This window comes from Citrobacter telavivensis (assembly GCF_041807075.1).
In the GTDB taxonomy this organism is placed as follows: domain Bacteria; phylum Pseudomonadota; class Gammaproteobacteria; order Enterobacterales; family Enterobacteriaceae; genus Citrobacter_A; species Citrobacter_A telavivensis.
Window position 1 is genome coordinate 2186428 of sequence record NZ_JBGUBF010000001.1, and the last position, 25532, is coordinate 2211959.

General features: G+C 53.7%; 26 protein-coding genes, 1 tRNA gene and 2 pseudogenes. 12 read left to right on the forward strand and 17 right to left on the reverse strand.

Going from position 1 to position 25532, the window contains the following annotated elements; all coding sequences use genetic code 11:
• Positions 1-8 precede the first annotated feature (8 nt).
• The 6 genes and pseudogenes from ACERJC_RS10440 to fdnI all read left to right on the forward strand — a co-directional run bounded on the left by ACERJC_RS10440 (position 9) and on the right by fdnI (position 5033).
• Positions 9-85: transfer RNA gene (locus ACERJC_RS10440), tRNA-Pro, on the forward strand.
• Positions 41-148: pseudogene (locus ACERJC_RS10445) on the forward strand (hypothetical protein); the annotation flags it as partial. The gene ACERJC_RS10440 and the pseudogene ACERJC_RS10445, both read left to right, overlap by 45 nt.
• Positions 149-232: 84 nt before the next feature.
• Positions 233-298: pseudogene (locus tag ACERJC_RS10450) on the forward strand (SOS response-associated peptidase); the annotation flags it as partial.
• 145 nt (positions 299-443) lie between these two features.
• Complete coding sequence (gene fdnG, locus ACERJC_RS10455) at positions 444-3494, forward strand: formate dehydrogenase-N subunit alpha (protein WP_373671612.1); 3051 nt, start codon at positions 444-446, stop codon at positions 3492-3494.
• Positions 3495-3505: 11 nt separating this feature from the next.
• A complete protein-coding gene (fdxH, locus tag ACERJC_RS10460) occupies positions 3506-4390 on the forward strand; it encodes a formate dehydrogenase subunit beta (protein ID WP_373671613.1) in 885 nt (294 codons plus the stop codon).
• Entirely contained in the window at positions 4383-5033 is a 651-nt protein-coding gene (gene fdnI, locus ACERJC_RS10465; protein WP_178823693.1) for a formate dehydrogenase-N subunit gamma, read from the forward strand. Before fdxH ends, fdnI begins: the two co-directional genes overlap by 8 nt.
• Positions 5034-5401: 368 nt before the next feature.
• On the opposite strand, the gene tsaA is transcribed toward fdnI, so the two are convergent.
• The gene (gene tsaA / locus ACERJC_RS10470; RefSeq protein ID WP_178823695.1) at positions 5402-5863 is read right to left on the reverse strand and encodes a tRNA (N6-threonylcarbamoyladenosine(37)-N6)-methyltransferase TrmO; all 462 of its coding nucleotides are present in this window, start codon (positions 5861-5863) and stop codon (positions 5402-5404) included.
• A 356-nt stretch (positions 5864-6219) separates the two neighbouring features.
• On the opposite strand from tsaA, the gene ACERJC_RS10475 reads away from it, so the two are divergent.
• From ACERJC_RS10475 to narP, 5 genes are all read left to right on the forward strand, one after another.
• Positions 6220-6462, forward strand: a complete 243-nt coding sequence (locus ACERJC_RS10475) for a hypothetical protein (protein WP_178823697.1) — start codon at positions 6220-6222, stop codon at positions 6460-6462.
• A 296-nt stretch (positions 6463-6758) separates the two neighbouring features.
• Positions 6759-7121: a GtrA family protein gene (locus ACERJC_RS10480; protein ID WP_044326632.1), complete on the forward strand. Its 363-nt coding sequence runs from the start codon at positions 6759-6761 to the stop codon at positions 7119-7121.
• Positions 7118-8065 (forward strand): glycosyltransferase family 2 protein, encoded by a 948-nt coding sequence (locus ACERJC_RS10485; protein ID WP_178823699.1) that lies wholly within the window; start codon positions 7118-7120, stop codon positions 8063-8065. Before ACERJC_RS10480 ends, ACERJC_RS10485 begins: the two co-directional genes overlap by 4 nt.
• Positions 8065-9609 (forward strand): DUF6056 family protein, encoded by a 1545-nt coding sequence (locus tag ACERJC_RS10490; RefSeq protein ID WP_373671614.1) that lies wholly within the window; start codon positions 8065-8067, stop codon positions 9607-9609. The genes ACERJC_RS10485 and ACERJC_RS10490 overlap by 1 nt, the downstream gene beginning before the upstream one ends.
• A 175-nt stretch (positions 9610-9784) precedes the next feature.
• The gene (gene narP, locus ACERJC_RS10495; protein ID WP_373671615.1) at positions 9785-10432 is read left to right on the forward strand and encodes a nitrate/nitrite response regulator protein NarP; all 648 of its coding nucleotides are present in this window, start codon (positions 9785-9787) and stop codon (positions 10430-10432) included.
• A 41-nt stretch (positions 10433-10473) separates the two neighbouring features.
• Here the strand turns inward: narP and ACERJC_RS10500 are convergent, their stop codons facing one another.
• From ACERJC_RS10500 to napF, 15 genes are all read right to left on the reverse strand, one after another.
• Positions 10474-11526: a cytochrome c-type biogenesis protein CcmH gene (locus ACERJC_RS10500; protein WP_371894623.1), complete on the reverse strand. Its 1053-nt coding sequence runs from the start codon at positions 11524-11526 to the stop codon at positions 10474-10476.
• Entirely contained in the window at positions 11523-12080 is a 558-nt protein-coding gene (gene dsbE / locus ACERJC_RS10505) for a thiol:disulfide interchange protein DsbE (RefSeq protein WP_152403490.1), read from the reverse strand. The genes ACERJC_RS10500 and dsbE overlap by 4 nt, the downstream gene beginning before the upstream one ends.
• A complete protein-coding gene (locus tag ACERJC_RS10510) occupies positions 12077-14020 on the reverse strand; it encodes a heme lyase CcmF/NrfE family subunit (RefSeq protein ID WP_373671616.1) in 1944 nt (647 codons plus the stop codon). The genes dsbE and ACERJC_RS10510 overlap by 4 nt, the downstream gene beginning before the upstream one ends.
• The gene (gene ccmE, locus ACERJC_RS10515; RefSeq protein WP_152403485.1) at positions 14017-14496 is read right to left on the reverse strand and encodes a cytochrome c maturation protein CcmE; all 480 of its coding nucleotides are present in this window, start codon (positions 14494-14496) and stop codon (positions 14017-14019) included. The genes ACERJC_RS10510 and ccmE overlap by 4 nt, the downstream gene beginning before the upstream one ends.
• Entirely contained in the window at positions 14493-14705 is a 213-nt protein-coding gene (gene ccmD / locus ACERJC_RS10520) for a heme exporter protein CcmD (protein ID WP_152403483.1), read from the reverse strand. The genes ccmE and ccmD overlap by 4 nt, the downstream gene beginning before the upstream one ends.
• The gene (locus ACERJC_RS10525) at positions 14702-15439 is read right to left on the reverse strand and encodes a heme ABC transporter permease (protein ID WP_152403481.1); all 738 of its coding nucleotides are present in this window, start codon (positions 15437-15439) and stop codon (positions 14702-14704) included. Before ACERJC_RS10525 ends, ccmD begins: the two co-directional genes overlap by 4 nt.
• A gap of 129 nt (positions 15440-15568) precedes the next feature.
• The gene (gene ccmB / locus ACERJC_RS10530; RefSeq protein WP_042317911.1) at positions 15569-16228 is read right to left on the reverse strand and encodes a heme exporter protein CcmB; all 660 of its coding nucleotides are present in this window, start codon (positions 16226-16228) and stop codon (positions 15569-15571) included.
• Entirely contained in the window at positions 16225-16845 is a 621-nt protein-coding gene (gene ccmA / locus ACERJC_RS10535) for a cytochrome c biogenesis heme-transporting ATPase CcmA (protein ID WP_152403478.1), read from the reverse strand. Before ccmA ends, ccmB begins: the two co-directional genes overlap by 4 nt.
• Positions 16846-16868: 23 nt before the next feature.
• Entirely contained in the window at positions 16869-17471 is a 603-nt protein-coding gene (napC, locus tag ACERJC_RS10540; protein ID WP_178824476.1) for a cytochrome c-type protein NapC, read from the reverse strand.
• Between the two features lie 9 nt (positions 17472-17480).
• Complete coding sequence (gene napB, locus ACERJC_RS10545; RefSeq protein ID WP_042317908.1) at positions 17481-17930, reverse strand: nitrate reductase cytochrome c-type subunit; 450 nt, start codon at positions 17928-17930, stop codon at positions 17481-17483.
• Complete coding sequence (gene napH / locus ACERJC_RS10550; protein ID WP_373671617.1) at positions 17927-18790, reverse strand: quinol dehydrogenase ferredoxin subunit NapH; 864 nt, start codon at positions 18788-18790, stop codon at positions 17927-17929. The genes napB and napH overlap by 4 nt, the downstream gene beginning before the upstream one ends.
• Positions 18777-19472 carry a ferredoxin-type protein NapG gene (gene napG, locus ACERJC_RS10555; RefSeq protein ID WP_371894620.1) on the reverse strand — a complete coding sequence of 232 codons (696 nt, stop codon included), beginning with the start codon at positions 19470-19472 and terminating at the stop codon, positions 18777-18779. The genes napH and napG overlap by 14 nt, the downstream gene beginning before the upstream one ends.
• A gap of 6 nt (positions 19473-19478) precedes the next feature.
• The gene (napA, locus tag ACERJC_RS10560; RefSeq protein WP_152403471.1) at positions 19479-21965 is read right to left on the reverse strand and encodes a nitrate reductase catalytic subunit NapA; all 2487 of its coding nucleotides are present in this window, start codon (positions 21963-21965) and stop codon (positions 19479-19481) included.
• Complete coding sequence (gene napD, locus ACERJC_RS10565; RefSeq protein ID WP_042317904.1) at positions 21962-22225, reverse strand: chaperone NapD; 264 nt, start codon at positions 22223-22225, stop codon at positions 21962-21964. Before napD ends, napA begins: the two co-directional genes overlap by 4 nt.
• Complete coding sequence (napF, locus tag ACERJC_RS10570) at positions 22215-22706, reverse strand: ferredoxin-type protein NapF (RefSeq protein ID WP_152403469.1); 492 nt, start codon at positions 22704-22706, stop codon at positions 22215-22217. The genes napD and napF overlap by 11 nt, the downstream gene beginning before the upstream one ends.
• A gap of 410 nt (positions 22707-23116) precedes the next feature.
• On the opposite strand from napF, the gene eco reads away from it, so the two are divergent.
• Positions 23117-23614: a serine protease inhibitor ecotin gene (eco, locus tag ACERJC_RS10575; RefSeq protein ID WP_286631386.1), complete on the forward strand. Its 498-nt coding sequence runs from the start codon at positions 23117-23119 to the stop codon at positions 23612-23614.
• A gap of 94 nt (positions 23615-23708) precedes the next feature.
• Here the strand turns inward: eco and mqo are convergent, their stop codons facing one another.
• Positions 23709-25364: a malate dehydrogenase (quinone) gene (mqo, locus tag ACERJC_RS10580; protein ID WP_373671618.1), complete on the reverse strand. Its 1656-nt coding sequence runs from the start codon at positions 25362-25364 to the stop codon at positions 23709-23711.
• Positions 25365-25532 lie beyond the last annotated feature (168 nt).

A 25532-nucleotide genomic window follows, 5' to 3' on the forward strand; every position in this document is an offset into this window, starting at 1 on the left:
CCACGAGTCGGCACGTAGCGCAGCCTGGTAGCGCACCGTCATGGGGTGTCGGGGGTCGGAGGTTCAAATCCTCTCGTGCCGACCAAAATTCCCCTTAAGAACCAGCCTGTTACGGCTGGTTTTTTTATGCCTGGAATTTGTACGGGGAATAACTCCGACATAAGCTAACCTGTAACCACCTGAAATTCCGTCGCTATCCTATACCTTCAGTCAGACTGACTGGAGGTTTCCTCTGTGTGAACGATTTGCACAAGCACAGACCCGCGAAGAATACCTGGCCTGTCTGGCCGACGAAGCCAGTCCTTTATCTGGCAATCTCTTCTTAGATCAAAAATATCAATATTTCAGCATGTCAATAACCACTAAAAGCTAATGGTTTATCATTCGATTTAACCTTACAATAACTGAACTTTTTCATGTCTTAAGTTTAAGCTGGAGAAAAAATGGAGCTCAGCCGGAGGCAGTTCTTTCGAATCTGCGCGGGTGGTATGGCAGGAACAACTGTTGCATCTCTCGGATTCTTATCATCTTTTTCCGTTCACGCGGAAACACGTCAGTACAAACTCTTAAAAGCCAAAGAGACGCGTAACAACTGTACTTATTGCTCAGTAGGCTGCGGCATGCTGATGTACAGTCTTGGCGATACCGCTAAAAACGTCAAAGAGAGCATCTACCACATTGAAGGTGATCCTGATCATCCGGTCAGTCGCGGCTCTTTGTGTCCGAAAGGTGCTGGCGTGTTGGATTATATTCACAGTGAAACACGCCTGCAGTATCCCGAATATCGCGCCCCAGGTTCTGGTAAATGGGAACGTATCAGTTGGGATGATGCCATTAACCGCATCGCTCGGTTAATGAAGGACGATCGCGATGCTAATTTCATCGAGAAAAACGCGCAGGGTGTGACCGTCAATCGCTGGACGACCACCGGCATGCTGTGCTCTTCCGCAGCCAGCAATGAAACCGGTATCCTCGACGGCAAATTTACCCGTAGCCTGGGGATGGTTGCCATCGACTGCCAGGCTCGTCTGTGCCATGGTCCAACCGTTTCTGCGCTGGCACCAACGTTTGGTCGTGGCGCAATGACCAACAACTGGGTGGATATTAAAAACGCCAACGTCGTGCTGATTATGGGCGGCAATGCCGCAGAGGCTCACCCGGTTGGTTTTAAATGGGTGGTTGAAGCACAGACCAAAAATGACGCCACCGTTGTGGTGGTCGACCCACGTTTTAACCGAAGCGCCGCTGTTGCCGATCTCTATGCGCCGATCCGTGCGGGTTCAGACACCGCGTTCCTGCTGGGTGTCATTCGGTATCTGCTGAAACACGAGCGCGTACAGCACGAATACGTTCTCCATTACACCAACGCTGCGCTACTGATCCGCGAAGACTATCAGTTCAATGACGGATTATTCAGCGGCTATGACCCTAAAAAACGGCAATATGATAAATCGAGTTGGTTCTATCAGCTTGATGAACAGGGAAATGCCCTGCGTGATGAAACCCTGAGTCATCCTCGCTGTGTCTGGAATTTACTCAAAACTCACGTCGATCGTTACACCCCGGAAATGGTGAATCGCCTGTGCGGGACATCGCTGGAGGACTTCAACCGCATTTGCGACATTCTCGCCAGCACCTGCGTACCCGACCGCACCGCGACTATCCTGTATGCGCTGGGCTGGACACACCACTCCGCCGGGGCGCAGATCATTCGTGCAGCCGGAATGCTGCAACTGCTGTTGGGCAATATCGGTATGGCTGGCGGTGGCGTCAACGCCCTGCGTGGCCACTCAAATATTCAGGGCTATACTGACCTTGGTCTGCTGTCGACCAACCTCCCCGGATATATGCCGCTACCCTCCGAAAAACAGCCAGACTATCAGACCTATATCTCGCAAATTACTCCACCAGCGTTGGGCGTAAATGAAGTGAACTATTGGCAGAATACGCCGAAGTTCTTTGTCAGCATGATGAAAAGCTTCTGGGGCGATCATGCCACTGCGGAAAATAACTGGGGCTATGACTGGCTGCCTAAATGGGATCGTCTTTATGACGTGATGACGCAAGCCGAGCTGATGCTGGAAGGCAAAATAAACGGCTACATCGTCCAGGGATTCAATCCACTGGCTGCATTTCCCGATAAAAACAAATCGTCCCGCGCGCTTTCGAAGCTGAAGTATATGGTGGTTATCGATCCCCTGGTTACCGAATCCTCTAACTTCTGGCAGCACCACGGCGAAATGAACGAGGTTAAACCGGAAGAGATTCAGACAGAAGTGTTCCGCCTGCCGTCATCCTGTTTTGCAGAGGAGAACGGTTCAATTGCCAACTCTGGACGATGGTTACAGTGGCACTGGGCAGCGGCGGAACCGCCGGGTGAAGCGTTGCATGATGGCAAAATTCTCGGCCGTCTGTTTATGCGTTTGCGCGAATTATACCAACAGGAAGGCGGTGCGAATCCCGAACCGCTTATGAACATCAACTGGAACTATAAAGATCCGTATGACCCGCATCCGGAAGAGATTGCCCGCGAAGCCAACGGAATAGCGCTGGCAGACCTCTACGATGACAAAGGACAATTGATCGCGAAGAAAGGTCAGCAATTGAGCAGCTTTGCTCAGCTTCGTAATGACGGGTCGACCAGCAGCTTCTGTTGGGTCTACTGCGGAAGCTGGACCGAGCAAGGTAACCAAATGGCCAATCGCGATAACAGCGATCCGTATGGCCTGGGCTGTACGCCTGGTTGGGCATGGTCCTGGCCGGCAAATCGCCGAATTCTCTACAACCGCGCCTCTGCCGACCCTGCCGGAAAGCCATGGGATGCCAGACGTCCTCTTCTGCATTGGGACGGTAAAAAATGGACCGGAATGGATGTGGCAGACTACGGCCAGGCCGCTCCGGGCAGTAACGTCGGGCCCTTCATCATGAATCCGGAAGGTGTCGCACGTCTGTTCTCTCTCGACAAAATGAACGACGGGCCATTCCCCGAACATTACGAACCCATTGAATCACCTATTGGCACCAACCCGCTTCATCCGGATGTTGTGTCCAGCCCGGTTGCGCGCATCTACCCTGGCGATATCGCTAATATGGGCAAAGCCGACATTTTCCCGTACGTCGCGACCACGTACTCGATTACCGAATTATTCCGCCACTGGACGAAACACGCTCTTCTGAACGCCATCGCCCAACCCGACCAGTTCGTCGAAATTGGTGAAGCGCTGGCGAGCAAAAAGGGGATTACGGCAGGCGACACGGTGAAGGTCATGTCCAAACGTGGTTTTATCAAAGCGAAAGCCGTTGTAACCAAACGCCTGCAAACGCTGACAATTGACGGCAGGCAGGTGGACACAATTGGGATCCCATGCCACTGGGGATTTGAAGGGGCAACACGCAAAGGGTTCCTCGCTAACACGCTGACGCCATCCGTCGGCGACGCCAACTCACAAACACCAGAATACAAAGCATTCCTGGTTAACATCGAGCGAGCGTAGGAGAGGAACTTATGGCTATGCAATCACAAGATATTATCAAACGCTCCGCGACCAACACTCTTACTCCACCGCCGCATGCCCGGGATTTTCGTGCCGAAGTGGCAAAACTCATTGATGTCACGACCTGTATTGGCTGCAAAGGCTGTCAGGTAGCCTGCTCCGAATGGAACGACATCCGCGATGACGTCGGATATTGCAACGGTGTATATGACAACCCGACCGATCTCAGCGCTAAATCCTGGACTGTGATGCGTTTTAGCGAAACCACCCGGAATGACAAGCTGGAATGGTTGATCCGCAAAGATGGCTGTATGCACTGCGCGGATCCGGGCTGTCTTAAAGCCTGTCCGTCTGCAGGCGCAATCATCCAGTACGCCAACGGCATCGTCGATTTCCAGTCTGAGCACTGCATCGGTTGTGGTTACTGTATTGCCGGTTGCCCGTTTAATGTCCCGCGACTGAACCCTGAAGATAATCGTGTCTACAAATGTACGCTCTGTGTGGACAGGATCAGCGTCGGCCAGGAACCCGCCTGTGTGAAAACCTGCCCGACGGGTGCCATCCAGTTTGGCACCAAAAAAGAGATGCTGAACGTAGCGGAAACCCGTGTGGCACAACTTAAAAAACGCGGATACACCAACGCGGGTGTGTACAACCCGCAAGGGGTGGGCGGTACTCATGTGATGTATGTTTTGCACCATGCCGATCGGCCGGAGCTTTACCATAACCTACCGAACGATCCGCATATTGCTACCCCGGTGAATTTATGGAAAGGGATCCTCAAACCGCTCTCTGCTGCCGGATTTATCGCCACCTTTGCTGGGCTGATTTACCACTATGTAGGGATTGGGCCCAACAAAGAGACAGATGATGATGAGGAAAACACCCATGAGTAAAAGCAAAATGATCCTGAGAACGACGTTCATTGATCGTGCCTGTCACTGGACGGTCGTCATCAGCTTCTTTCTGGTCGCGCTTTCCGGTATCGCTCTGTTCTTCCCTACCCTGAAATGGTTGACCGAAACCTTTGGGACACCGCAGATGGGAAGGATATTGCATCCCTTCTTCGGCGTGCTGATCTTCGTCGTACTGATGTTTATGTTCGTCCGTTTTGTCCATCACAATATCCCTGATAAACAGGATCTTCCCTGGATTAAAGGCATTGTCGAGGTACTGAAAGGAAATGAACATAAAGTCGCGGATGTTGGGAAATATAATGCCGGACAGAAAATGATGTTCTGGAGCATCATGAGTCTGATCTTTGTACTACTGGTGACCGGTGTCATTATCTGGCGGCCTTACTTTACTCACTATTTCCCCATCGTCGTCGTTCGCTGGAGTTTATTGATTCATGCAACTGCAGCTATCGTGCTGATCCACGCCATTTTGATTCATATGTATATGGCGTTCTGGGTGAAAGGCTCCATCACCGGCATGATCGAAGGAAAAGTCAGTCGACGGTGGGCAAAGAAACATCATCCTCGCTGGTATCGTGAAGTTGAGGCTGCTGAAAGAGAAGTACAAGAAGAAAGCAAATGACATCCATGAATCTCAGGTTCTCATATCCGACAAAACGATAAAAGTAAGCCCAACCCTGAGCAGAAAAATGTGATTAACACCGTAGCGTCAGTTTTTACTCTGGCGCTATTTTTTCTCATTTTTTCTCAACGGGATGTGTATCCCTGACAACAGGAAGAGTAATCGCTTGAACGAGCTATTCCGCAAGAGAGACAAGGTGCCGCATACAGCGCCCGAAGCGATCCCGTTTTCAGGCTACCCGCGTGCCACCGTCTGGTTGAAAGGTATTTAAAGGTGAGAGATATACCCTCACCTTTCGTTATTATCATCTCATCCAGTGGAATATCAGGAATGATATTGTTCTGCGCATCGTTGTACTGTTATCACAATTAAAAAATTGACGACCAGTCAAAATTCGAAGAAGCCTCTAATGATTCAGGCCAGTGAGAAAAATACGATGGCGTAACTGGATTTTCCACCCTGTCAAGACTCGGTGTATAAGGTTTAAGATCTATAACCGGACTTCCATTGTTCGCGTCAATCCAGGATATAATCAGAATACCTTTATCTGAATCAATATCCATTATTTCTGCCGTCGTGAGTGCAATGGGGTTTGGTCTCTGAGGAGTGCGAGTCGCAAACACTCCCAACGTTTCCTCAGTATAAGGTGCTGACGTTATCATTTTCTGCCGAGATAAGGGATCATCACAGCCATCGCACCACCACAATACATTGATGTGGCTGAATCCGTCTAATCCTTTCAGACCATCGCGATAGGGAGGGTTAAGCGCAATGATTATATCATCATTACTAACCTCAACTTTCCCTATAGCATCAATATATGTTCTCATAGCGTCTCCTTAACAAAAGTCATTTTAAATTGCCTTTATGTTCAGATATGCCGTCGACGACACTGACAATCCTGAATTAACTTTCAAGCTATTGCAACAACCCAAAAAAAGAAGCGACCTTCTGTCGCGCCCTTGTTTAATCTGGCGGAAATGTAGAGCGTCTGACGCTGTAATCCATTCATTTTACTGTCTGCGCTGAGCGAGGAGCGGAATAAATCTTTTCATGCTTTTACGATATATCGACGATATAGCACAACATCTTATTGATACTGAATCAGCCTGCTGAAAATTCCGCTGTACGAACCCAGATCGATTAGATATGTTATTTTTGATGTCATCCTGTCCTGGAGTAACGTATGCCTGAATACTGTTTCTTTAAAAGAGGGGCTCAAATTGCCGCCCTGGAAAGAACTGATGCGGAAAAAACTGCGCAACTTGCCAGAGACGGCTGGGAGAAGCTCTTTGAGGAAGTCCACGCGACCGATGCTAAAAGCGCACTTGCCAGACTCGCGGACATGCGCAAAGAGGAGATAACGACGGAGCACGCCTTTACTACGGGTTCCGTGTTCAGCAGCATCGTTACGGCTATTCTGAAATAGTTTCCAGGAGAAGCTTCGACTGCCCCTACAGCGACTCATCTCTTTGATAACACTCTAATTGACAGCGTTCTCTCCCGGCACATATCCGACCCTCAGTATGTGCTGCGCATCATCATGGGTGTCACAGGACGGAGATCGGAGGTTCAAATCCTCTCGTGTTGACCAACATTCCCCTGGAAACCCGCCCTGGTGGGCTGGCTTCTGATTATTCACACTCATAAGCGTTGAATTCGATTCGAGTTAGGGGAAGGAATAATGTTACAATCCCGTTTTTTGCACAGCCGACCTTATTGCTTATGTGGCATCACTTCATTAAGTACACTTCCGTAGGCGTGATCAACACATTGATTCACTGGATAGTTTTTGCTATCTGCATCTACGCTTTTCATACCCATCAGGCGCTGGCTAATTTCCTGGGGTTCAGTGTTGCTGTGAGTTTCTCTTTTTATGCCAATGCCCGGTTTACCTTCAAGCAATCGACTACAACACGTCGCTATCTGCTGTATGTCGGGTTTATGGGCCTGCTCAGTATCCTGACGGGCTGGGGGGCAGAACAGTGCGGTTTCCCGCCGCTGGTGACGCTGGTTGCGTTCTCAGCCATTAGCCTTATCTGTGGATTTATCTATTCCCGATTCATTGTATTCAAGGACGCACGATGAAAATTTCACTGGTCGTTCCTGTCTTCAACGAAGAAGAAACCATTGGTCTTTTTTACAAGACGGTGCGCGAATACGACGCGCTGAAAGCGCATGACATCGAAATTGTGTTCATCAATGATGGCAGTACCGATGCAACGGAATCCATCATTAACGCTCTCGCCGTTGCCGATCCCCTCGTTGTCGCGCTTTCGTTTACGCGAAATTTTGGCAAGGAGCCGGCGCTGCTTGCCGGGCTCGACAATGCCAGTGGCGACGCCGTTATTCCGATGGATGTCGATCTCCAGGACCCTGTCGAAGTCCTTCCTCACCTGATCAAAAAATGGCAGGAAGGGGCGGACATTGTGCTGGCTAAACGTTCCGATCGCTCTGTCGATAGTCGCCTGAAGCGTAAAAGCGCCGAGTGGTTCTACAAACTGCACAATAAAATCAGTACACCGCATATTGAAGAAAACGTCGGCGATTTTCGGCTGATGAGTCGTGAAGTGGTGGACAACATTAAACAAATGCCCGAACGAAATCTGTTCATGAAAGGGATTTTATCCTGGGTTGGCGGCAAAACCGACATCGTCCTCTACGCGCGCGCCACTCGCTGTGCCGGAAAGAGCAAATTTAACGGCTGGAAGCTGTGGAACCTCGCACTGGAAGGGATCACCTCTTTTTCCACCTTTCCTCTGCGTATCTGGACCTACATTGGTCTCGCGGTCGCCCTGGTTTCTTTCACCTACGGCGCGGGAATGGTAATAGATACGCTTCTGTGGGGAAATCCCGTGCGTGGCTATTCTTCCCTGATTGTGTCAATCCTGTTTCTGGGAGGCGTTCAGCTTATTGGTATTGGCGTACTGGGTGAGTATATCGGGCGAATCTATGTCGAAACTAAGCAGCGGCCTCGATACATCCTGAAAAAACGTAAAACGATGGGTCATGATTCAGACAAGGATAACTGATGTTAAAGCATGTTAATAAAAGCATTCTTTTAATTGCCTTTTTTGCAGTATTTGTCCTGGAGTGGTTCACCCCTATTCACTCCGATGATTACCGTTATGCCCTGCTCGGCGTCTCATTTGATGCGCACCTGAATCACTACCTGACCTGGAGCGGGCGCGTCGTCGCTGATTATGTCAGCGCGCTGTTACTCGCCACCGAGTCTCGTTGGTTTGTCTCGACCATGACGGGCCTTGTCGTCGTCGCGTTCTGCTATTTCATTGTGAAAACCCCTACGGGCACGCTGAAATGGAAAAAACATGATGCATTGATTTTTACCCTTATTTTTCTGACCTTTTGGGTCGCTAACCCGAATATTGGACAAACGGTTTTCTGGATCGTTGGTAGCGCAAACTACCTGTGGACGAATCTGTTCGTCGCCGCATGGATATGGAACCTGTACCGCATACAACAACAGCGCGAAGCGCGGACGCACGTTGGAATGCTGTTGCTCGGACTACTGGCAGGCTGCTCCAATGAAAGCGTCGCGCCTTTTGTCGTTGGCCTCGCACTGCTGGCTATTGTGTACGATTACTGGCAAGAGAAACGTATCATTGCGAATAAGATCGCTTACTTTTTATCCGCGCTGGTGGGTGCCAGTATTTTGATTTTCTCGCCAGGCAATTTTATTCGCGCCCAGGGTGCGCATACCGTCTGGTACAATAAATCGATCGTCGAAAGAATCACTATTCATCTGAGTGAGCGCTTCTTTAACCACCTGGCGCTGGTATGGATTTCTTATGTGGTGCTGGTTTTACTGGCGATACTTTTGTTCGCGACGAAACGACAGGGACATCGCATTAAAAGTGCCAATCTCGGTATGGCCGTGTTAATGCTGCTGGTGGGACTGGGGACCTCTTTTATCATGGTGGCCTCCCCGTCGTATCCCGACCGGGTCATGCTGTCGACATTTTTATTCTTCCTGCTGGCCCTCTCTTTCCTCGCAAGGGAAGTCGTTACGGTAGCCGGTCCCAGGGTCATGAATGGCGTCTATGCCGTTACGGGCCTGATGGCTGCGGTATTCATCTGGTCATACTCCTTAATGTATGCCGCTTATACGCGCGTTTATCAGCAAGATTTTGTCCGTGTGAGTATCGTTAAGAGCCAACTCAGTCAGGGGCACAAGGACTTTACCGTGCCTGATTTCCACTTTTTGAAGATGCAAAACAGCGGGGGGCATTTCGGTTTCTTTCACGATCCGCAGGTTTATGGCCGTTATTTTGGCGCAGAGAATGTGGAAAAGGAAAAGGTTAACTTCGATTACTCCGTGTTGGCAAACGGCAAGCAACAAGCGCTCAGCGGCGATATCACAGCCTGGTTCAATAACCGCGGCGATTTCATGCTGGTGAGCAAACGTCCGTTAACCGGCACCGTACAGGTGAAGACCGCATCGTCCGACATATCGCTCTCGCTTGCGCGTTTTAGCGTCGCAAAAATCAACGATGAATACTGGTATTTCAGCGCGATACCCGAGGAAGACGTGACTCACGTCGCGCTACTGCCCTAATCACATCGCCTCTCATGACGATGAGAGGCTCCCCCTCCCCCCTTTTCCCGACAGGTTTTACTTCTTACCCATGCGTAATCTGGGGTAATATTTCACCCTATTATCGATGCGGTGAATCTGGACGATTCCTGATCGAATAACAATAATGATTCTAATAAAATATCGGGAGCTAACTATGCCTGAAGCAACGCCTTTTCAGGTGCTGATAGTCGATGACCACCCTCTTATGCGTCGTGGTATCCGTCAGTTACTGGAACTGGATCCGACATTCGAGGTGGTTGCCGAAGCGGGCGATGGCGCAACGGCGATTGATCTGGCAAACCGTCTCGACCTGGATTTGATCCTGCTTGATCTGAATATGAAAGGGCTGAGCGGTCTGGATACGTTGAACGCCCTGCGCCGCGATGGGATCACAGCGCAGATTATCATTCTCACCGTCTCGGATGCGGCCAGTGACATCTACGCACTGATTGACGCTGGCGCAGACGGCTATCTGTTAAAAGACAGCGATCCGGAAGTCCTGCTGGACGCTATTCGCACGGGTGCCAACGGCGGTCAGGTTTTCAGCGAACGCGTCAGTGATTATCTGCGCGAGCGCGAAATGTTTGGTGAGGAGGACGATCCGTTCAGCATGCTGACCGAGCGTGAGCTGGATGTCCTGCACGAACTGGCACAGGGACTGTCCAACAAGCAGATTGCCTCGGTCCTTAACATCTCCGAACAAACCGTGAAGGTGCATATCCGCAACCTGCTGCGCAAGCTCAACGTACGCTCGCGCGTTGCCGCTACCATTCTGTTTTTACAAACCCGCGGGCTACAGTAATTCAGCAACACGCGGCCGGAGCGTTCAGTCCGGCCACGTGGTTACTCACTTTTTGGTGATAAGTGCTGCATTGCCTGCGCGATACTGCGCTCAATCACCGCACGACGCGTATCGTTCGCTGGCAGCATCTTCAGCATCATTTCCCAGGCCGCCACCGCGTCGCCAAAACGTTCCTGCTCGTAGGCATTGAAGGCGTACATGCTCAGGACCCGCACATTGGCGTGATCGCGACGGACCAGCTCTCGCAACAACTCCCCACCCCGACGGTTATCATCAGGATCGGAAGAGCGGGTTAGCGCTTCAGCATAGCCCAGCGCCGCATCGCTGTTCTTCGGATCGAGTCGATAGGCGTTAGCATATGCCTCGGTAGCGGTACTGGCATTGCCGAGCACCATACCGATCCGCCCCAGCATGATCCAGCCTTCCACGTTCGTCGCATCACTTTGCAGACGGGTACGCAGCCCCAGCGCCAGACGCGTCATCTCTTCCTCATCCAGCGGCTGCGCTTTTGGATCCAGCGCGCGCTCCAGCAGGGCCGGGCTTTGTGCCGTCGCCTGCTGCCAGATTGCCACCTGCTTATAGCTCCCGGTCTGGTAATAACTGACTGCACTTACAATGACGGCAATCACAATACCCGGCAGATAAACCGCCAGCCCGGCGCGTTTGCCCTGCGCTAGCGTCATCTCGTCCGGGAATACCTCCTGTTTCAGGCGTACCCGTCGACGCGAGCGGGCAACGATAATCCAGCCACCGGCACCAATTGCCGCTACCGGGAGCACCCACAGCAGAATAGTCAGCGGTGTCAGCGGCGGATCATAGGTGACGAAGTTGCCATAGCGCGCCACCATGTAGTCGACTATCTCTTTCTGACTTTTCCCTTCCTGCATCAGTTCATACACTTTCTGCCGCAGGTCGGTCGCAATCATTGAATTGGAATCCGCGATGCTGTTGTTCTGGCATTTCGGACAGCGCAGCTGTTCGGTTAACTGACGGAACTGTTGCTCCTGGGTTTCATCCTTAAACTGCATCACATCAATGGTGGCAAGCGCCCTGGCAGAAAGCAGCAGCAACAGCACACTCAGCAGAATTCTCATTGCGCGGCCTCCTTGCTGTATTTCTCCCACAGCGGCTTGATTTCACTCTCCCAGACGCGGGCGTTCAGATCCCCGGCATGGCGATAGCGAATAATGCCTTTACCGTCGATCAGAAACGTTTCCGGCGCGCCATAGACCCCCAGATCCAGGCCCAGCATGCCGTCGCCGTCAAACAGGCTCAGCGCGTAGGGATTACCCAATTCTTTCAGCCAGACGATGGCTTTCTGGCGGTCGTCCTTATAGTTCAGCCCCACCACGCGAATCCCCTGTGCCGACAACTGGTTCAGGTACTGATGCTCAGCGCGACAGGTCGGGCACCACGTCGCCCAGACGTTAAGTAAGACCGGTTTGCCCTGGGTCAGCACGTCCGCCTCATAATGCTTACCGGGGTTTTCCAGAGACTCGAGTCGAAAGGTCGGCACCGGTTTACCAATCAGTGCCGATTCCAGATTCGTCGGCGTGTCGCCTTCTGCGTTGCGCGCCAGTTGCCACAGCAACGCCGCGGCAATCACGAGGAAAATCACAAAGGGAATCAAAAGTACGTTACGCTTCATACCGCCTCCGACGCCGATTTTTGCGGTTGTACGCGTTTGCGATAACGTGGGTCAAACAGACACAACAGCCCACCCAGCGCCATCAATATTCCACCCGCCCAGATCCAGCGAATAAACGGTTTGTAATACAGACGAACGGCCCACGCGCCGTTATCCAGTTCTTCGCCGAGCGCCGCGTACAGATCGCGGGTGATCCCGCCATCAATCGCCGCTTCCGTCATCATCGAACTGGTGCTGTTATAGAACCGTTTTTCGGCGTGCAGCGTCGCTTCTGCTTTGCCATCACGGGTCACGCCGATAATTGCCACGCCACCGCGATAGTTGGGGCCAGTGATATCCTTCACTTCACGGAAGGTGAAGCGATATTCATGAATATCGACGCTATCGCCGGCCTTCATGCGGACATCGCGCTCGACGCTGTAGTTCTGACTGAAGGCGATCCCGACAATCGTCACCGCCAGGCCGACGTGCCCGGCCACCATCCCCCAGTAGCTGAGCGTCATTTTTGTACCACGCGATATACGCTGCGCAAGCTCCGCCATCGCCAGCACAAACACCCAGCAGGCCATTGCCAGCCCGACAACCGTCATGGCGACAATCTTGTTCTCAAACAGCCACGGCAGCAGCAGAGAGAGCCCAAAAGTGCTGACCAGCGCGATGACCAGCAACCGTTGCAATTTACGCGGTCGATCGCGTCCCCAGCGGACCAGCGGGCCAATGCCCAGCAGCAGGGCAAACGGCGCCATCAGCCAGGTAAACATGGTATTAAAGAACGGTTCGCCGATGGAAATACTCCCCAGCCCGAGCTGCTTATGCACCAGTGGGAGCAGTGTTCCCAGCAGCACCACCAGCATGGCGGCAATCAGCAGCACGTTGTTACCAAGCAGCAACGATTCGCGTGACCAGAGGGCGTTATTCACCCTGGAGCGGACCTTATGCCCACGCGTGGCAAACAGCAGCAGCGAGCCGCCGATCACCAGCACCATGAAGGCCAAAATGAACATCCCGCGGGACGGGTCGGAAGCAAACGCATGCACCGATACCAGCACGCCCGAGCGTACAAGGAACGTCCCCAACAGACAGAGCGAGAACGCACAGATGGAGAGCAGCAGCGTCCACGCTTTGAAACTACCGCGCTGTTCAGTGACCGCCAGCGAGTGCATCAGCGCGGTACCCACCAGCCACGGCATAAACGAGGCGTTTTCCACCGGGTCCCAGAACCACCAGCCGCCCCAGCCGAGTTCGTAGTAAGCCCATGCCGAGCCCAGCACGATCCCTAGCGTCAGAAAAACCCACGCGGCCAGCGTCCACGGACGCGAAAAACGGGCAAAGGTGCTGTCCAGACGGCCGCTCATCAACGCCGCGATAGCGAACGCGAAGGCGACTGAGAAACCAACATAGCCCATATACAGCAGCGGGGGATGGAAGATCAGTCCCGGATCCTGCAGCAATGGATTCAGATCGCACCCTTCAATCGGGAAATCCGGCAGCGTGCGGGCAAAGGGGTTGGAGGTAAACAGAATGAATAACAGGAAACCGACGCTGACCATCCCCATCACCGCGAGCACGCGGGCGACGATATCCAGCGGCATCCGCTGAGAAAACAGCGCGACGGCAAACGTCCAGCCGCTCATCAGCAACACCCAGAGCAGCAGCGAGCCTTCATGCGCGCCCCAGGTGGCCGCGGCGCGATACCAGACGGGCAGTTGCGTGTTGGAGTTACTGGCGACATAGAGCACGGTAAAATCATTCACCACAAAGGCGTTAATCAGCACCATGAAGGCCCCCATCACCAGGATGAACAGCAGCCAGGCGAAGGGTCTTGCCGATGCCATCATCCGCGCGTCGCCGCGTGCCACGCCCCATAGCGGATAGACTGAGAGTAACAACGCAACGCCGAGAGCCAGGCATAACAGCGCATTGCCAATTTCAGGCATCATGATGTCTTATCCTTATTGACGCTTGCCGGGCGACGATGGTTTTCCTGCATCGCTTTTTCGACTTCCGGCGGCGTGTAATTCTCATCATGCTTGGCGAGAACTTCTTTCGCGAGGATGTGATTTTTCTCGCCGAGTTCCCCCTGCACCACCACGCCCTGCCCTTCACGGAACAGGTCCGGCAGGATGCCTTCGTAGGTGACATCCACCACGCCTTCGGCGTCATAGATGCTGAAATTCACCTTCAGCGAGTTCGGATCGCGCTTCACGCTGCCGGGCATAACCATGCCGCCCACCCGCAGCCGCTGGCCCACTTCCGGCATCTGCTGCGTCTCGCGTTTACCGTAGATAATCTCACCTGGCGTATAGAACAGGTCGATGTTGGCGCGCAGCGCGTAAAGCACCAGCGTAATCGTCAGTGCTAATCCAACGAGTACGCCGCAGGCAATCCATAAACGGTTCTTACGTCGAATATTCACGCCGCCTCCCGTTCTGTCTGCGCCGCACGCAGGCGGGCTTCACGCGCCCGTTGTCGGGAAACATCACGCAAGATGGCGCGATGCTGCGTCACAGTATGAATAACCAGTACCGCCAGCGGGATGATGCTCAGCGCCACGGCCAGCCAGACGTAAAAGGCGTAACCGCCCATCGCAAAAAATTCACTCCAGGATGCAAATGCAGTGGTCATTGGCGGCCCCTTTTTAAAATCAGTTCACTCACCCACGGGCGACGTTTTTCCATCATCAGAATCAGGTTACGCATGCGCATCAGCGACAGCGTGATGAACAGCAGCAGGTAGCCGATAATCGCTAACCGCAGCGGCGTACGCATAGCCGGGTCAATGCTTTGCTGCATGCGGGTTGAGCCCTGATGCAGCGTGTTCCACCACTCCACCGAATAGTGAATGATCGGCAGGTTCACCACACCAATCAGCACCAGGATCCCTGCTGCGCGCCCTGCCATTTTACGGTCGTCAAAGGCATGCCACAGGGCAATCGCGCCAACGTAGAGAAACAGCAGCACCAGTTCCGAAGTCAGCCGCGCATCCCATACCCACCAGGTGCCCCACATCGGTTTGCCCCAGGCAGAGCCGGTAACCAGCGCAATAAACGTAAACACCGCACCAATCGGCGCCATCGCGGCCAGCGCCAGGTTCGCCATTTTCATCTGCCAGACCAGGCCGATAAACGCCGCCACCGCCATCGAGGCATAAATCCCCATTGACCAGATTGCCGCCGGGACATGCAGATAAATAATGCGGTAGCTCTGCCCCTGCTGGTAATCCGCGGGTGCAAAACCGAATCCCCAGATCCAACCCGTAGCCAGCACCAGTACACTGGCGACGGCCAGCCACGGCACGAAATAGCCACAAAGCTGATACAGCCGTGGGGGCATAGCCAGTTGATGAAGTGTTTTCCACATAATTCCGTCACCAGACTCAAACGAATGAAGTTACCGTCATGCCGGATGGCGGCTGACGCCTTATCCGGCCTACATACTGCATACTCTGTCCCTGTAGGCCTGATAAGCGCAGCGCCATCAGGCAACGCATTACTGCAAACTAATGCGTAACGCTGCCGCCGTCGCAAAAGGACTCAACGTCGCGCTACCCGCCAGTAACGCGCCTAAAATCGCCATGTATCCATCCACAGGAAGATGCATGGATGCCGCATCCATCGCGGCGGTAGCAAAAATCAACAACGGGATAGTCAACGGCAGCACCAGTACGCTCAGCAACACGCCGCCGCGCTTTAGCCCAACCGTTAAGCCCACCCCCGGTGCGCCGAGAAAGCTCAGCGTCGGCGTCCCCAGCAGCAAGGTCAGCGCCATAATTTTCCAGCCGTAGATGTCCATCCCCAGCAGCAGCGCCACCAGCGGAGAGAGGATCAACAGCGGCAAACCGGTGACCATCCAGTGGGCCATAACTTTTGCCAGCACCACCATCGGTAACGGGATCGGCAGCAGCATCAGTTGCTCAAGGCTGCCGTCCTGCAGGTCATCGCGAAACAGTCGCTCCAGCGCCAGCAGCGAAGCCAGCAGCGCAGCGACCCAGATAATGCCCGGCGCAATGCGCGCCAGCAGCTGCGGTTCCGGGCCAATACTCAGCGGGAACAGCGTAATGACAATCAGGAAGAACCACAGCGGATTGGCAATTTCCGCGCTATGGCGAAAAGCCACGCGCAGTTCAAGACGAAAGATACGCCACATCATTGCCCTACCCTCTCGTGAGTTAGCGCAATCCGGCGAATGCGGTCCGTGGCGACGTTCAACGGCTGGTGGGTGGTGAGGATGACAATCCCCCCCTCTTCAGTATGCTGCGCCATCCGCTGCGTCAGGCGTTCAACGCCGTTCACATCAATGGCGGTAAAGGGTTCGTCGAGGATCCAGAGCGTGGCGCGAGTCAGCCAGAGACGCGCTAACGCCACCCGGCGCTGCTGTCCGGCAGAGAGCTGATTGACAGGGATATCTTCGTATCCGGCGAGGCCAGCCTGCGCCAGCGCCGCGAGACATTTTGCGCTGTCACCGTCCTGGTGGAAAAAACGCAGGTTCTCCAACGCCGTCAGCCGGGTTTTGATCCCCGGCTGATGTCCAATCCACAACAAATTTTGATGATAGCTGTCCCGTACACGATGCAGCGGTTGCGCTTGCCAGCATACCTCCCCGGCATCAGGGCGAGAGAGTCCCGTCAGCAATCGCAACAGGGTGGTTTTCCCCGCGCCATTGCCCCCGGTAACTTGTATCCACTCCCCTGCGTTGACCTGGAACGACAAATCGCTAAACAGGACTCGTTCATCCCGCTCGCAGAGGAGCTTTCTGGCTTCAAGCATACTACCCACTCATTACCACCCCGTCAGAAGCCCGGTTTGACGTCGCGCATATCGGGAAGCTTATGCGCAATCCCTTTATGGCAATCAATACAGGTTTGCCCGTCTTTCACCGCCTGATCGTGCATTTTCGCGGCGACACTCTTCTGGGCCGTTAAGTCCATGAATTCAAAGTTGTGACAGTTACGACACTCCTGAGAATTGTTATCTTTCATTCTTCGCCATTCATTCTGCGCCATCGTCAGGCGATGCGCTTCGAACTTCTGCGGTGTATCGATAAGCCCCAACGCTTTGGCATATAACTCTTTGCTGGCTTTGATCTTACGGATCATTTTCGGCACAAACTCGTGCGGTACGTGGCAGTCAGGACAGGTCGCGCGTACACCACTACGGTTGTTGTAGTGCACGGTTTCCATGTACTCCTGATACACCGTGTTGCGCATTTCGTGACAGCTAATGCAGAACTCTTCGGTGTTGGCTTTTTCCATCCCGGTGTTAAATCCACCCCAGAAAATAATCCCGCCGACGAACCCGATTAACAGCAGCGTACCCAGCGCCAGGCGACTGGGGCGACGCCACCATTGCCAGAGGCGCTTAATCCGGCCTGGTTTACGGTTAGAATTTTCCATAATGACCTCTTATTTTCCGTAACCTTTCGATGGGGTAAAGGTGTTACCCACAATCGGCGGGGCGTCAGTCTGCGGCACATGACACTGCAAACAGAAATAACGACGCGGCGCCACTTCGGCCAGCACTTTGCCGTCGCTGTCCATAAAGTGAGTTGGACTAATACGCGGCGCGCCGGTGGTACGATAGCTTTCGACACCGTGGCATTGCAGACAGCGGTTGGTATTCGTGGTCACCTGGTAACCATCGACGCTATGGGGAATCATCGGCGGCTGATTCACGTAGTTCAGCGGCATACGCTCCTGCTCTTTGTGCATGCGAATCGCCCCTTCCTGTGTCCCTGACACTTCCGGAGACTGGCTAAGATCCACTCCGTTTGCCGCCCAAACCGCACCGCTCACCACCAGGGCCAGCAGGGCTGTCCATTGACACAGCGCTTTCTTCAGGTCATGGCTTTTCATGATTTCGCTCCCGAACTCCATCGTGTAGTTATTGTAAATACGTCCTCAGAACAGACATCCACGCAGCGACCGCAGGCCATGCAATCGCGACTGGTGACCTGCACCGGGCTTTGCTCATCCAGCACCGGGGCACGTAACACATGCGGTTCCGGGCAAACATGAAAACAGTCCATACAGCGGTTACATTTCTGTCGGTCTTTTGCCGCAACGGTTAACACGCCCTGGCTACCCAGCACGCCATACAGTGCGCCTAAAGGACAAAGATGCCCGCACCAGCCGTGTTCAACGACCAGCAAATCAAATAAAAACAGAGCGATAATCAGCAGTGCGCCGCTACCGAATCCCATCACCAGGCTACGCCCCAGCAGTGAAACAGGGTTAATCCATTCCCACAGTAGCGTCCCGGTCAGCGCTGACCCCACCAGCACAATAACCAGAAGTACGTACCGTATATGACGTGGAATGGTTGCGGACTGATTCAGGTCAAACCTTCTACGTAGCCAGGCCGCAAAATCGGTAATCGGGTTCAGCGGGCAGACCCAACTGCAAAACAATCGCTTTCCTGCCAGGGCATACAGCGCCGTAATAATCGCCGCGCCCGTGAGTCCCACCGCGGCGGGCAGATGACCGCTCGCCAGGCTTTGCAGGGTAATCAACGGATCCGTCAGCGGGATCGTATCCAGCAGCAAGCTACTGGTGTAGTTCCCGTGCAGGATCCATACGCCAAACCACGGACCGCTCAGAAACATTCCCAGCACGATAAACTGACTGAGACGGCGGAAAATCAGCCAGCGGTGACTCCGCCATATGCCTTTTTTCGCCTGCGCTTCGCGCCCGGCGTCACGCTTACGATTTGCCATCGTTCCCCTCCAGCCAGCCGAAGCGGTAATGGTGACCCAACTCCCCTTTCGCCAGCGTCAGCGGCAACACTTTTATCGCCGGCTGTTCAAGCACGCAGACTTTTTCACATTTACCGCAACCCGTGCAGGCATCGCTGTGAACGGTGGGGATAAATCGCGCATGTTTGCCGGTTCGCATGTTGCGATCCAGTTCCAGCGTGATGGCCTCATCGATTTTTGGGCACTCGCGGTAGCAGACGTCACAGCGTAAGCCCTGGAAGTTCAGGCAGTTTTCCTGATCCAACAGAACCGCCAGCCCCATCCGCGAATCATCAATGGAGGCAATCTCCCGGTCCAGCGCCCCGCTGGGGCACACTTTGGCGCACGGAATGTCTTCGCACATTTCGCACGGGATATCGCGGGCAACAAAATACGGCGTACCGGCCGACAAGCCCGACGCGAGCGTCGCCAGTTTTAAGGTGTCATACGGACATGCCTGAACGCACTGCCCGCAGCGCACACAGGCGCTGGCAAAGGCGTTCTCGTTCACGGCACCAGGCGGGCGCAACCGCACGCCCGTAGCTCGTGCGGTTTGCTGCTGTAACCCCAGCGCCACGCCAACGGCAGCCAGTCCACCCGCTGTGCGTACAACATCGCGCAGAAAGCGGCGGCGGCCGTTTTGGGGTTTCGCTGACCGGGACATGGCGTGTTACACCTTCGCCAGTTTCACAGCACACTTCTTGAAATCCGTCTCTTTAGAGAGCGGATCTGTCGCATCCAGCGTCAGGTTATTCACCAGCTGTGCGGCATCGAAGAACGCCATGTATACCAGCCCCTGCGGCGGACGGTTACGTCCACGGGTTTCAACAATGGAAACCACCTCGCCACGACGTGAAACCACTTTGACTTTATCGCCACGGCGCAGGTCCCGTTTTTTCGCATCCAGCGGATGAATAAACAGAACCCCTTCCGGGAAGGCCCGGTGCAGTTCAGGCACGCGGCGCGTCATACTGCCGGTATGCCAGTGCTCCAGTACACGTCCCGTGGAAAGCCACAGGTCGTACTCTGCATCCGGGACTTCAGCGGCAGGTTCAAACGGCAGCGCGAAAATCACCGCTTTACCGTCTGGCTTACCGTAGAACTTGTAGCCTTCGCCCGCTTTGACGTACGGATCGTTACCTTCGCTGTAGCGCCACTGCGTCTCTTTCCCGTCAACGACTGGCCAGCGCAGACCGCGCGCCTTGTGGTAGTCATCGAACGGTGCGAGATCGTGACCGTGTCCGCGACCAAACCAGGCGTACTCTTCAAACAATCCTTTTTGCAGGTAGAAGCCCAGATCGCGGGATTCATCGTTCAACTGATCCTCTTTCAACTCCGTCAGCGGGAACTTGCTCACCGCAGGCGTGGCAAACAGTACGTCATACAGCGTTTTACCGCGCAGTTCCGGTTTCTGTGCCAGCAGCTCTTCAGGCCAGACCTCTTCCGTTTTGAAACGACGTGAGAACTGAACCAGTTGCCACAGGTCAGATTTTGATTCACCCGGTGCTTTAATCTGCTGGCGCCAGAACTGGGTGCGGCGCTCGGCGTTACCATAAGCCCCTTCCTTCTCCACCCACATCGCGGTTGGCAGGATCAGATCCGCTGCCAGCGCGCTGACGGTCGGGTACGGATCGGAGACAATGATAAAGTTGCGCGGATCGCGCCAGCCCGGCAGACGATCTTCATTGATGTTCGGACCCGCCTGCATATTGTTGGTACACATCGTCCAGTAGACGTTCAGCTTGCCGTCTTTCAGTGCCCGGTCCTGGGCAACCGCGTGAAGACCGATTTTCGCCGGAATAGTCCCTGCCGGGATATTCCAGTGTTTTTCGCAGATCTCACGGTGTTTTTCGTTGGTGACCACCATGTCCGCTGGCAGACGGTGAGCAAAGGTGCCCACTTCACGCGCAGTACCACAGGCAGAAGGCTGTCCGGTCAAAGAGAACGGCCCACAGCCCGGTTGCGCAATTTTGCCGGTCAGCAGGTGGATGTTGTAGATCAGGTTGTTGGCCCACACGCCGCGCGTATGCTGGTTGAAGCCCATTGTCCAGTAGGAGATGACCTTCTTGTTCGGGTCGGCATACAGCTTCGCCAGTTGTTCCAGTTGATCTTTTGGCACGCTGGTCATTTCAGCGGTTTTTTCCAGCGTATACTCGGCAACAAACGCTTTGTAATCTTCAAAGCTCATCGGCTCAGAGGCGTCAGAACCTGGGTTTTTCGCAGCTTTTTCCAGCGGATGGGTCGGACGCAGGCCATAGCCGATATCCGTTGCCCCTTTGCGGACGTTAACGTGCTTGCTGAAGAAGTCCTGGTTAATCGCGTTATTCTGAATGATGTAGTTGGCGATGTAGTTGAGGATCACCAGGTCAGACTGCGGCGTAAAGACCATCCCGTTGTCCGCCAGCTCAAAGCTACGGTGCTGGAAAGTGGACAGCACGGAAACGTTAACATTCGGATCGGAGAGACGACGGTTGGTGATGCGCGACCAGAGGATCGGGTGCATTTCCGCCATATTGGCGCCCCACAGGACAAACGCATCGGTATGCTCGATATCGTCGTAGCAGCCCATCGGTTCGTCCATACCAAAGGTTCGCATGAAGCCGACTACCGCTGACGCCATGCAGTGACGTGCGTTTGGGTCGAGGTTGTTCGAGCGGAAACCGGCTTTAAACAGTTTGGAGGCGGCATAACCTTCCCAGATGGTCCACTGGCCGGAACCAAACATGCCGACAGACTCCGGGCCTTTCTCTTTCAGTGAGGTTTTGAATTTCTCTTCCATCACGTCGAAAGCCTGCTCCCAACCGATCGGCGTAAATTCGCCGTCTTTGCTGTACTTACCGTCTTTCATACGCAGCAGCGGCTGCGTTAAACGGTCCTCTCCGTACATAATTTTGGGCAGGAAATAGCCCTTGATGCAGTTCAGACCACGGTTAACCGGGGCTTCCGGGTCGCCCTGACAGGCGACAATACGCCCCTGTTGCGTCCCGACCAGTACGCCACAGCCTGTGCCACAAAAACGGCACGGGGCTTTATCCCACTTGATGGCTTCCTGTTGACCGACAACTGCACGGGCAACGCCCGGCACGCTTAGCCCGGCAGCCGCCGCAGCGGCCGCAACGGCGTTAGCTTTCATAAAGCTACGACGACTGAGTTTCATGGTGTTTCCTCACCTTGTTCTTCCTGCTGGTGATAAACCAGCGACACCGCCAGTACGCCCGCAACGTTGCGTACCGACTCAATTGTTTGCATCAGCGTTTCGCTGTGTTCTGCTTCAACCACGGCAATCATCTGACCGCTTTGCGGGTCGCTTACCGCCACTTCGCAGCCCGGCAATGCGTTTAACTGCGTGCTGATATCCTGTACATGTTCGCCTTTGGCCTGAACAATCAGGCTGCAGACCTGCCAGTTAATGTGCATGGTTATACTCCGCGGTAATGGCTGACACCGGGCAACTGGCGACACACGCGCCGCATCCGTTACAGTTCTGGTTATTGAGTTGTGGTTGATAAATGCCGGACAGCGTTGGGCGAAACATAATCGCCTGCGGCTCACAACTATCCTGACAGCGGCGGCACTCTACGGACTGATACGCCAGACACGCTTGCCCAATGGTAAAAATCAGATCCCATGCCCTGGTGTGGCGCGGAGAAAAGAGAGATTCGGGGCAAGCCTGCGCGCAGGCGTAGCAGAAGGTGCATTCGCTTTGTTGGAAATTAACGTTTGGATAGCCACCCGGCCCACGCTGCAAAACATCGTGTTCACAAGCCTGAATACAGGCGTCGCAACGGGTACACTGGGACAGAAACTGAGAGGCTTCCATGCTCCACGGCGGACGGATCCCACGGTTAGCATTACGCCAACTGCCAGTCAGTATGCCTCGACGGGATAAATCAACCATGGCATCGCCCTTCCATAAACGACGCTCCCCCGGCTGGGTGAACGACAATAAAAACCGCGTTACTACTAAGTCATTATTATGATCGGTAAGATAGTAAAGGATGTGTTCCAGGTGCATACCCCAATTGGGGTAAAACCAGTGGTTGGATCAAAAGAGTGTTAATGAAGCTTGTCAGAATGTGCTTCTCCGCACATATCAAAGGGTTATGTAATTATTTATATATCGAAGTAACTGTCAGGATAATTGTCCGGGCCAAATGGTCATTGACAGAATAAATAACCAGACTAAAGACATGCACTCAGTTAATGCACTTAAAAAATACGTAAAGACAGATCAATAACTCTGGTGAATATGCTAACCTGCCGTGAAATCGTTCATAAGATAAAAAAGGAAAACCTGTGAACTCTAAAATGAAGACAATGGTCCCTGCCGTTTTGTTCGCTGCCTTCGCCAGCACCTCTGCATGGGCGGCATCCGCTGAGACTAACCCGCAACCGCTGGAAAAAATCGCCCCTTATCCGCAGGCGGAAAAAGGGATGAAGCGCCAGGTTATCCAGTTACCCCATCAGGAAGATGAATCTACTCTGAAAGTGGAACTGATGATCGGCCAGACGCTGGAGGTCGACTGCAACCAGCATCGTCTGGGCGGCGCACTGGAAAGCAAAACGCTGGAAGGTTGGGGTTATGACTACTACGTCTTTGACAAAGTCACCTCTCCGGTATCGACCATGATGGCCTGCCCGGACGGCAAAAAAGAGCAGAAGTTTGTCACCGCGTATCTGGGTGATAACGGGATGCTGCGTTACAACAGCAAGTTGCCGATCGTGGTGTATACCCCGGCAAATATCGATGTGAAATTCCGCATCTGGAAAGCGGAAGATAACGTGCAGAACGCGGTAACGCGATAAATAGCTAATGATGCCGGATAGCGACGTACCGCCTTATCCGGCCTACAGGAACGTGATGTAGGCCGGAAAAGCGCAGCGCCATCCGGCAATCGGGTTACAGTGCGATATCCGCGACGGCTTTACGCTCCGGCTGAGCCTGAGGTTTCAGTTGCGGTGTGGGCAGCGAGTCTGCCACCTGCTGCTTGTCATATTTCAGACCCAGCACCTCACTGGTATATTGCAGTTCCTGCTGCGTCGCCTCAACGTTGCCGTTCAGTTTTGTACCGTAAGACGGAATAATCGTTTTCAGCTTCGCCTGCCATTGCGGCGTGCTCACTTTATCTTTGAAGACCGTTTCCATCAGGTGGAGCATGATCGGTGCCGCAGTGGATGCGCCCGGTGACGCGCCCAGCAGCGCGGCAACGGTTCCTTCTTTGTCGCTCACCACTTCCGTTCCCAGACGCAGTACGCCCCCTTTGTCTTCATCACGCTTGATGATCTGTACGCGCTGACCCGCCTGCCACAAACGCCAGTCCGCTTTCTTCGCCTGCGGATAGTACGCTTTCAGCGCGTCAAAGCGGTCGTCATCACTCAGCATCACCTGGCTAATCAGGTATTTCACCAGATCGAAGTTATCCAGTCCCACATTGACCATCGGCATGAAGTTCGAAGGCGTGGTTGAGCTCAGCAGATCCCACAGCGAACCGTTTTTCAGGAATTTAGTGGAGAAGGTAGCGAACGGCCCAAACAGCACCACGCGTTTACCGTCCAGAATACGGGTATCGATATGCGGAACCGACATCGGCGGCGCGCCCACGGAAGCCTGACCGTACACTTTCGCCAGATGACGATTCACAACGTCCGGGTTTTCCGCGACCAGGAACTGACCGCCGACCGGGAAGCCAGCATACTCTTTGGCTTCAGGAATACCGGTCTCCTGCAGCAGTTTCAGCGCTGCGCCGCCTGCGCCGATAAAGACGAATTTGGCTTTGATGTGATGTTCCGCTTCGCCGTTTTTCAGATCGGCGACGGTCACCGTCCAGCTGTTATCGTCGTTACGTTTAAAACCGCGGACTTCGGTGCTTAACTCCAGCGTAAAGTTAGGCTTTTTCTGTAACGAGGCAATCAACTGGCGCGTGATTTCGCCGTAGTTCACATCCGTTCCCATTTCAGTTCGCGTGGCGGCGACCTTCTGTTTCGGATCGCGCCCTTCCATCACCAGCGGCGCCCACTCTTTGATTTGCGCGTGATCTTCAGAGTAGCGCATGCCGCGGAACAGTGTGCTCTGTTGCAGCGCCGCATAACGGGCGCGCAGGAAGTTAACATTCTCATCCCCCCAGACGAAGCTCATGTGCGGAACGGTGGTGATGAAGGAACGAGGGTCGTGCAACACGCCGCTGTTGACCTGATGCGCCCAGAACTGGCGGGAAATCTGGAAGGCTTCGTTAATTTCAACTGCCTTTTCGGTGCTGATACTCCCGTCGGCTTTCTTTGGCGTGTAGTTCAACTCCATCAGCGCGGAGTGCCCTGTACCGGCGTTGTTCCAGCCGTTTGAACTCTCTTGCGCGACACCGTCCAGGCGCTCCACCATGGTCATCGACCAGCCGGGTTCCAGTTCCTGTAAATACGTTCCCAATGTAGCGCTCATGATGCCGCCGCCGATCAACAGTACGTCCGTCTCCTGCTCTTCCGTCGCTTTCGCTTTTGCCGCCATCGAGACAGCATTCAGCCCTACGGCCATCGAGAAGAGCATGGCAGTCACTTTTTTCATATTGTTAATGCCTTACTTTTAGTATCGTTTTTTTGCTTTTTGCAGGTGAAAATCGAGCGGCATCAACGTTAACATTTCAGTAAAAATATTTAAATATTGTTTATAAATTATATTTAAATTTTATAAAAGTTAAAAATACGTTGAATCTTTATAGGGTTATTCGCAATA

Excerpts from the sequence above, each read along its gene's own strand:
- fdnG (WP_373671612.1), top strand. The coding sequence starts at position 444 with ATGGAGCTCAGCCGGAGGCAGTTCTTTCGAATCTGCGCGGGTGGTATG.
- fdxH (WP_373671613.1), top strand. The coding sequence starts at position 3,506 with ATGGCTATGCAATCACAAGATATTATCAAACGCTCCGCGACCAACACT.
- fdnI (WP_178823693.1), top strand. The coding sequence starts at position 4,383 with ATGAGTAAAAGCAAAATGATCCTGAGAACGACGTTCATTGATCGTGCC.
- tsaA (WP_178823695.1), bottom strand. The coding sequence starts at position 5,863 with ATGAGAACATATATTGATGCTATAGGGAAAGTTGAGGTTAGTAATGAT.
- ACERJC_RS10475 (WP_178823697.1), top strand. The coding sequence starts at position 6,220 with ATGCCTGAATACTGTTTCTTTAAAAGAGGGGCTCAAATTGCCGCCCTG.
- ACERJC_RS10480 (WP_044326632.1), top strand. The coding sequence starts at position 6,759 with ATGTGGCATCACTTCATTAAGTACACTTCCGTAGGCGTGATCAACACA.
- ACERJC_RS10485 (WP_178823699.1), top strand. The coding sequence starts at position 7,118 with ATGAAAATTTCACTGGTCGTTCCTGTCTTCAACGAAGAAGAAACCATT.
- ACERJC_RS10490 (WP_373671614.1), top strand. The coding sequence starts at position 8,065 with ATGTTAAAGCATGTTAATAAAAGCATTCTTTTAATTGCCTTTTTTGCA.
- narP (WP_373671615.1), top strand. The coding sequence starts at position 9,785 with ATGCCTGAAGCAACGCCTTTTCAGGTGCTGATAGTCGATGACCACCCT.
- ACERJC_RS10500 (WP_371894623.1), bottom strand. The coding sequence starts at position 11,526 with ATGAGAATTCTGCTGAGTGTGCTGTTGCTGCTGCTTTCTGCCAGGGCG.
- dsbE (WP_152403490.1), bottom strand. The coding sequence starts at position 12,080 with ATGAAGCGTAACGTACTTTTGATTCCCTTTGTGATTTTCCTCGTGATT.
- ACERJC_RS10510 (WP_373671616.1), bottom strand. The coding sequence starts at position 14,020 with ATGATGCCTGAAATTGGCAATGCGCTGTTATGCCTGGCTCTCGGCGTT.
- ccmD (WP_152403483.1), bottom strand. The coding sequence starts at position 14,705 with ATGACCACTGCATTTGCATCCTGGAGTGAATTTTTTGCGATGGGCGGT.
- ACERJC_RS10525 (WP_152403481.1), bottom strand. The coding sequence starts at position 15,439 with ATGTGGAAAACACTTCATCAACTGGCTATGCCCCCACGGCTGTATCAG.
- ccmB (WP_042317911.1), bottom strand. The coding sequence starts at position 16,228 with ATGATGTGGCGTATCTTTCGTCTTGAACTGCGCGTGGCTTTTCGCCAT.
- ccmA (WP_152403478.1), bottom strand. The coding sequence starts at position 16,845 with ATGCTTGAAGCCAGAAAGCTCCTCTGCGAGCGGGATGAACGAGTCCTG.
- napC (WP_178824476.1), bottom strand. The coding sequence starts at position 17,471 with ATGGAAAATTCTAACCGTAAACCAGGCCGGATTAAGCGCCTCTGGCAA.
- napB (WP_042317908.1), bottom strand. The coding sequence starts at position 17,930 with ATGAAAAGCCATGACCTGAAGAAAGCGCTGTGTCAATGGACAGCCCTG.
- napH (WP_373671617.1), bottom strand. The coding sequence starts at position 18,790 with ATGGCAAATCGTAAGCGTGACGCCGGGCGCGAAGCGCAGGCGAAAAAA.
- napG (WP_371894620.1), bottom strand. The coding sequence starts at position 19,472 with ATGTCCCGGTCAGCGAAACCCCAAAACGGCCGCCGCCGCTTTCTGCGC.
- napA (WP_152403471.1), bottom strand. The coding sequence starts at position 21,965 with ATGAAACTCAGTCGTCGTAGCTTTATGAAAGCTAACGCCGTTGCGGCC.
- napD (WP_042317904.1), bottom strand. The coding sequence starts at position 22,225 with ATGCACATTAACTGGCAGGTCTGCAGCCTGATTGTTCAGGCCAAAGGC.
- napF (WP_152403469.1), bottom strand. The coding sequence starts at position 22,706 with ATGGTTGATTTATCCCGTCGAGGCATACTGACTGGCAGTTGGCGTAAT.
- eco (WP_286631386.1), top strand. The coding sequence starts at position 23,117 with ATGAAGACAATGGTCCCTGCCGTTTTGTTCGCTGCCTTCGCCAGCACC.
- mqo (WP_373671618.1), bottom strand. The coding sequence starts at position 25,364 with ATGAAAAAAGTGACTGCCATGCTCTTCTCGATGGCCGTAGGGCTGAAT.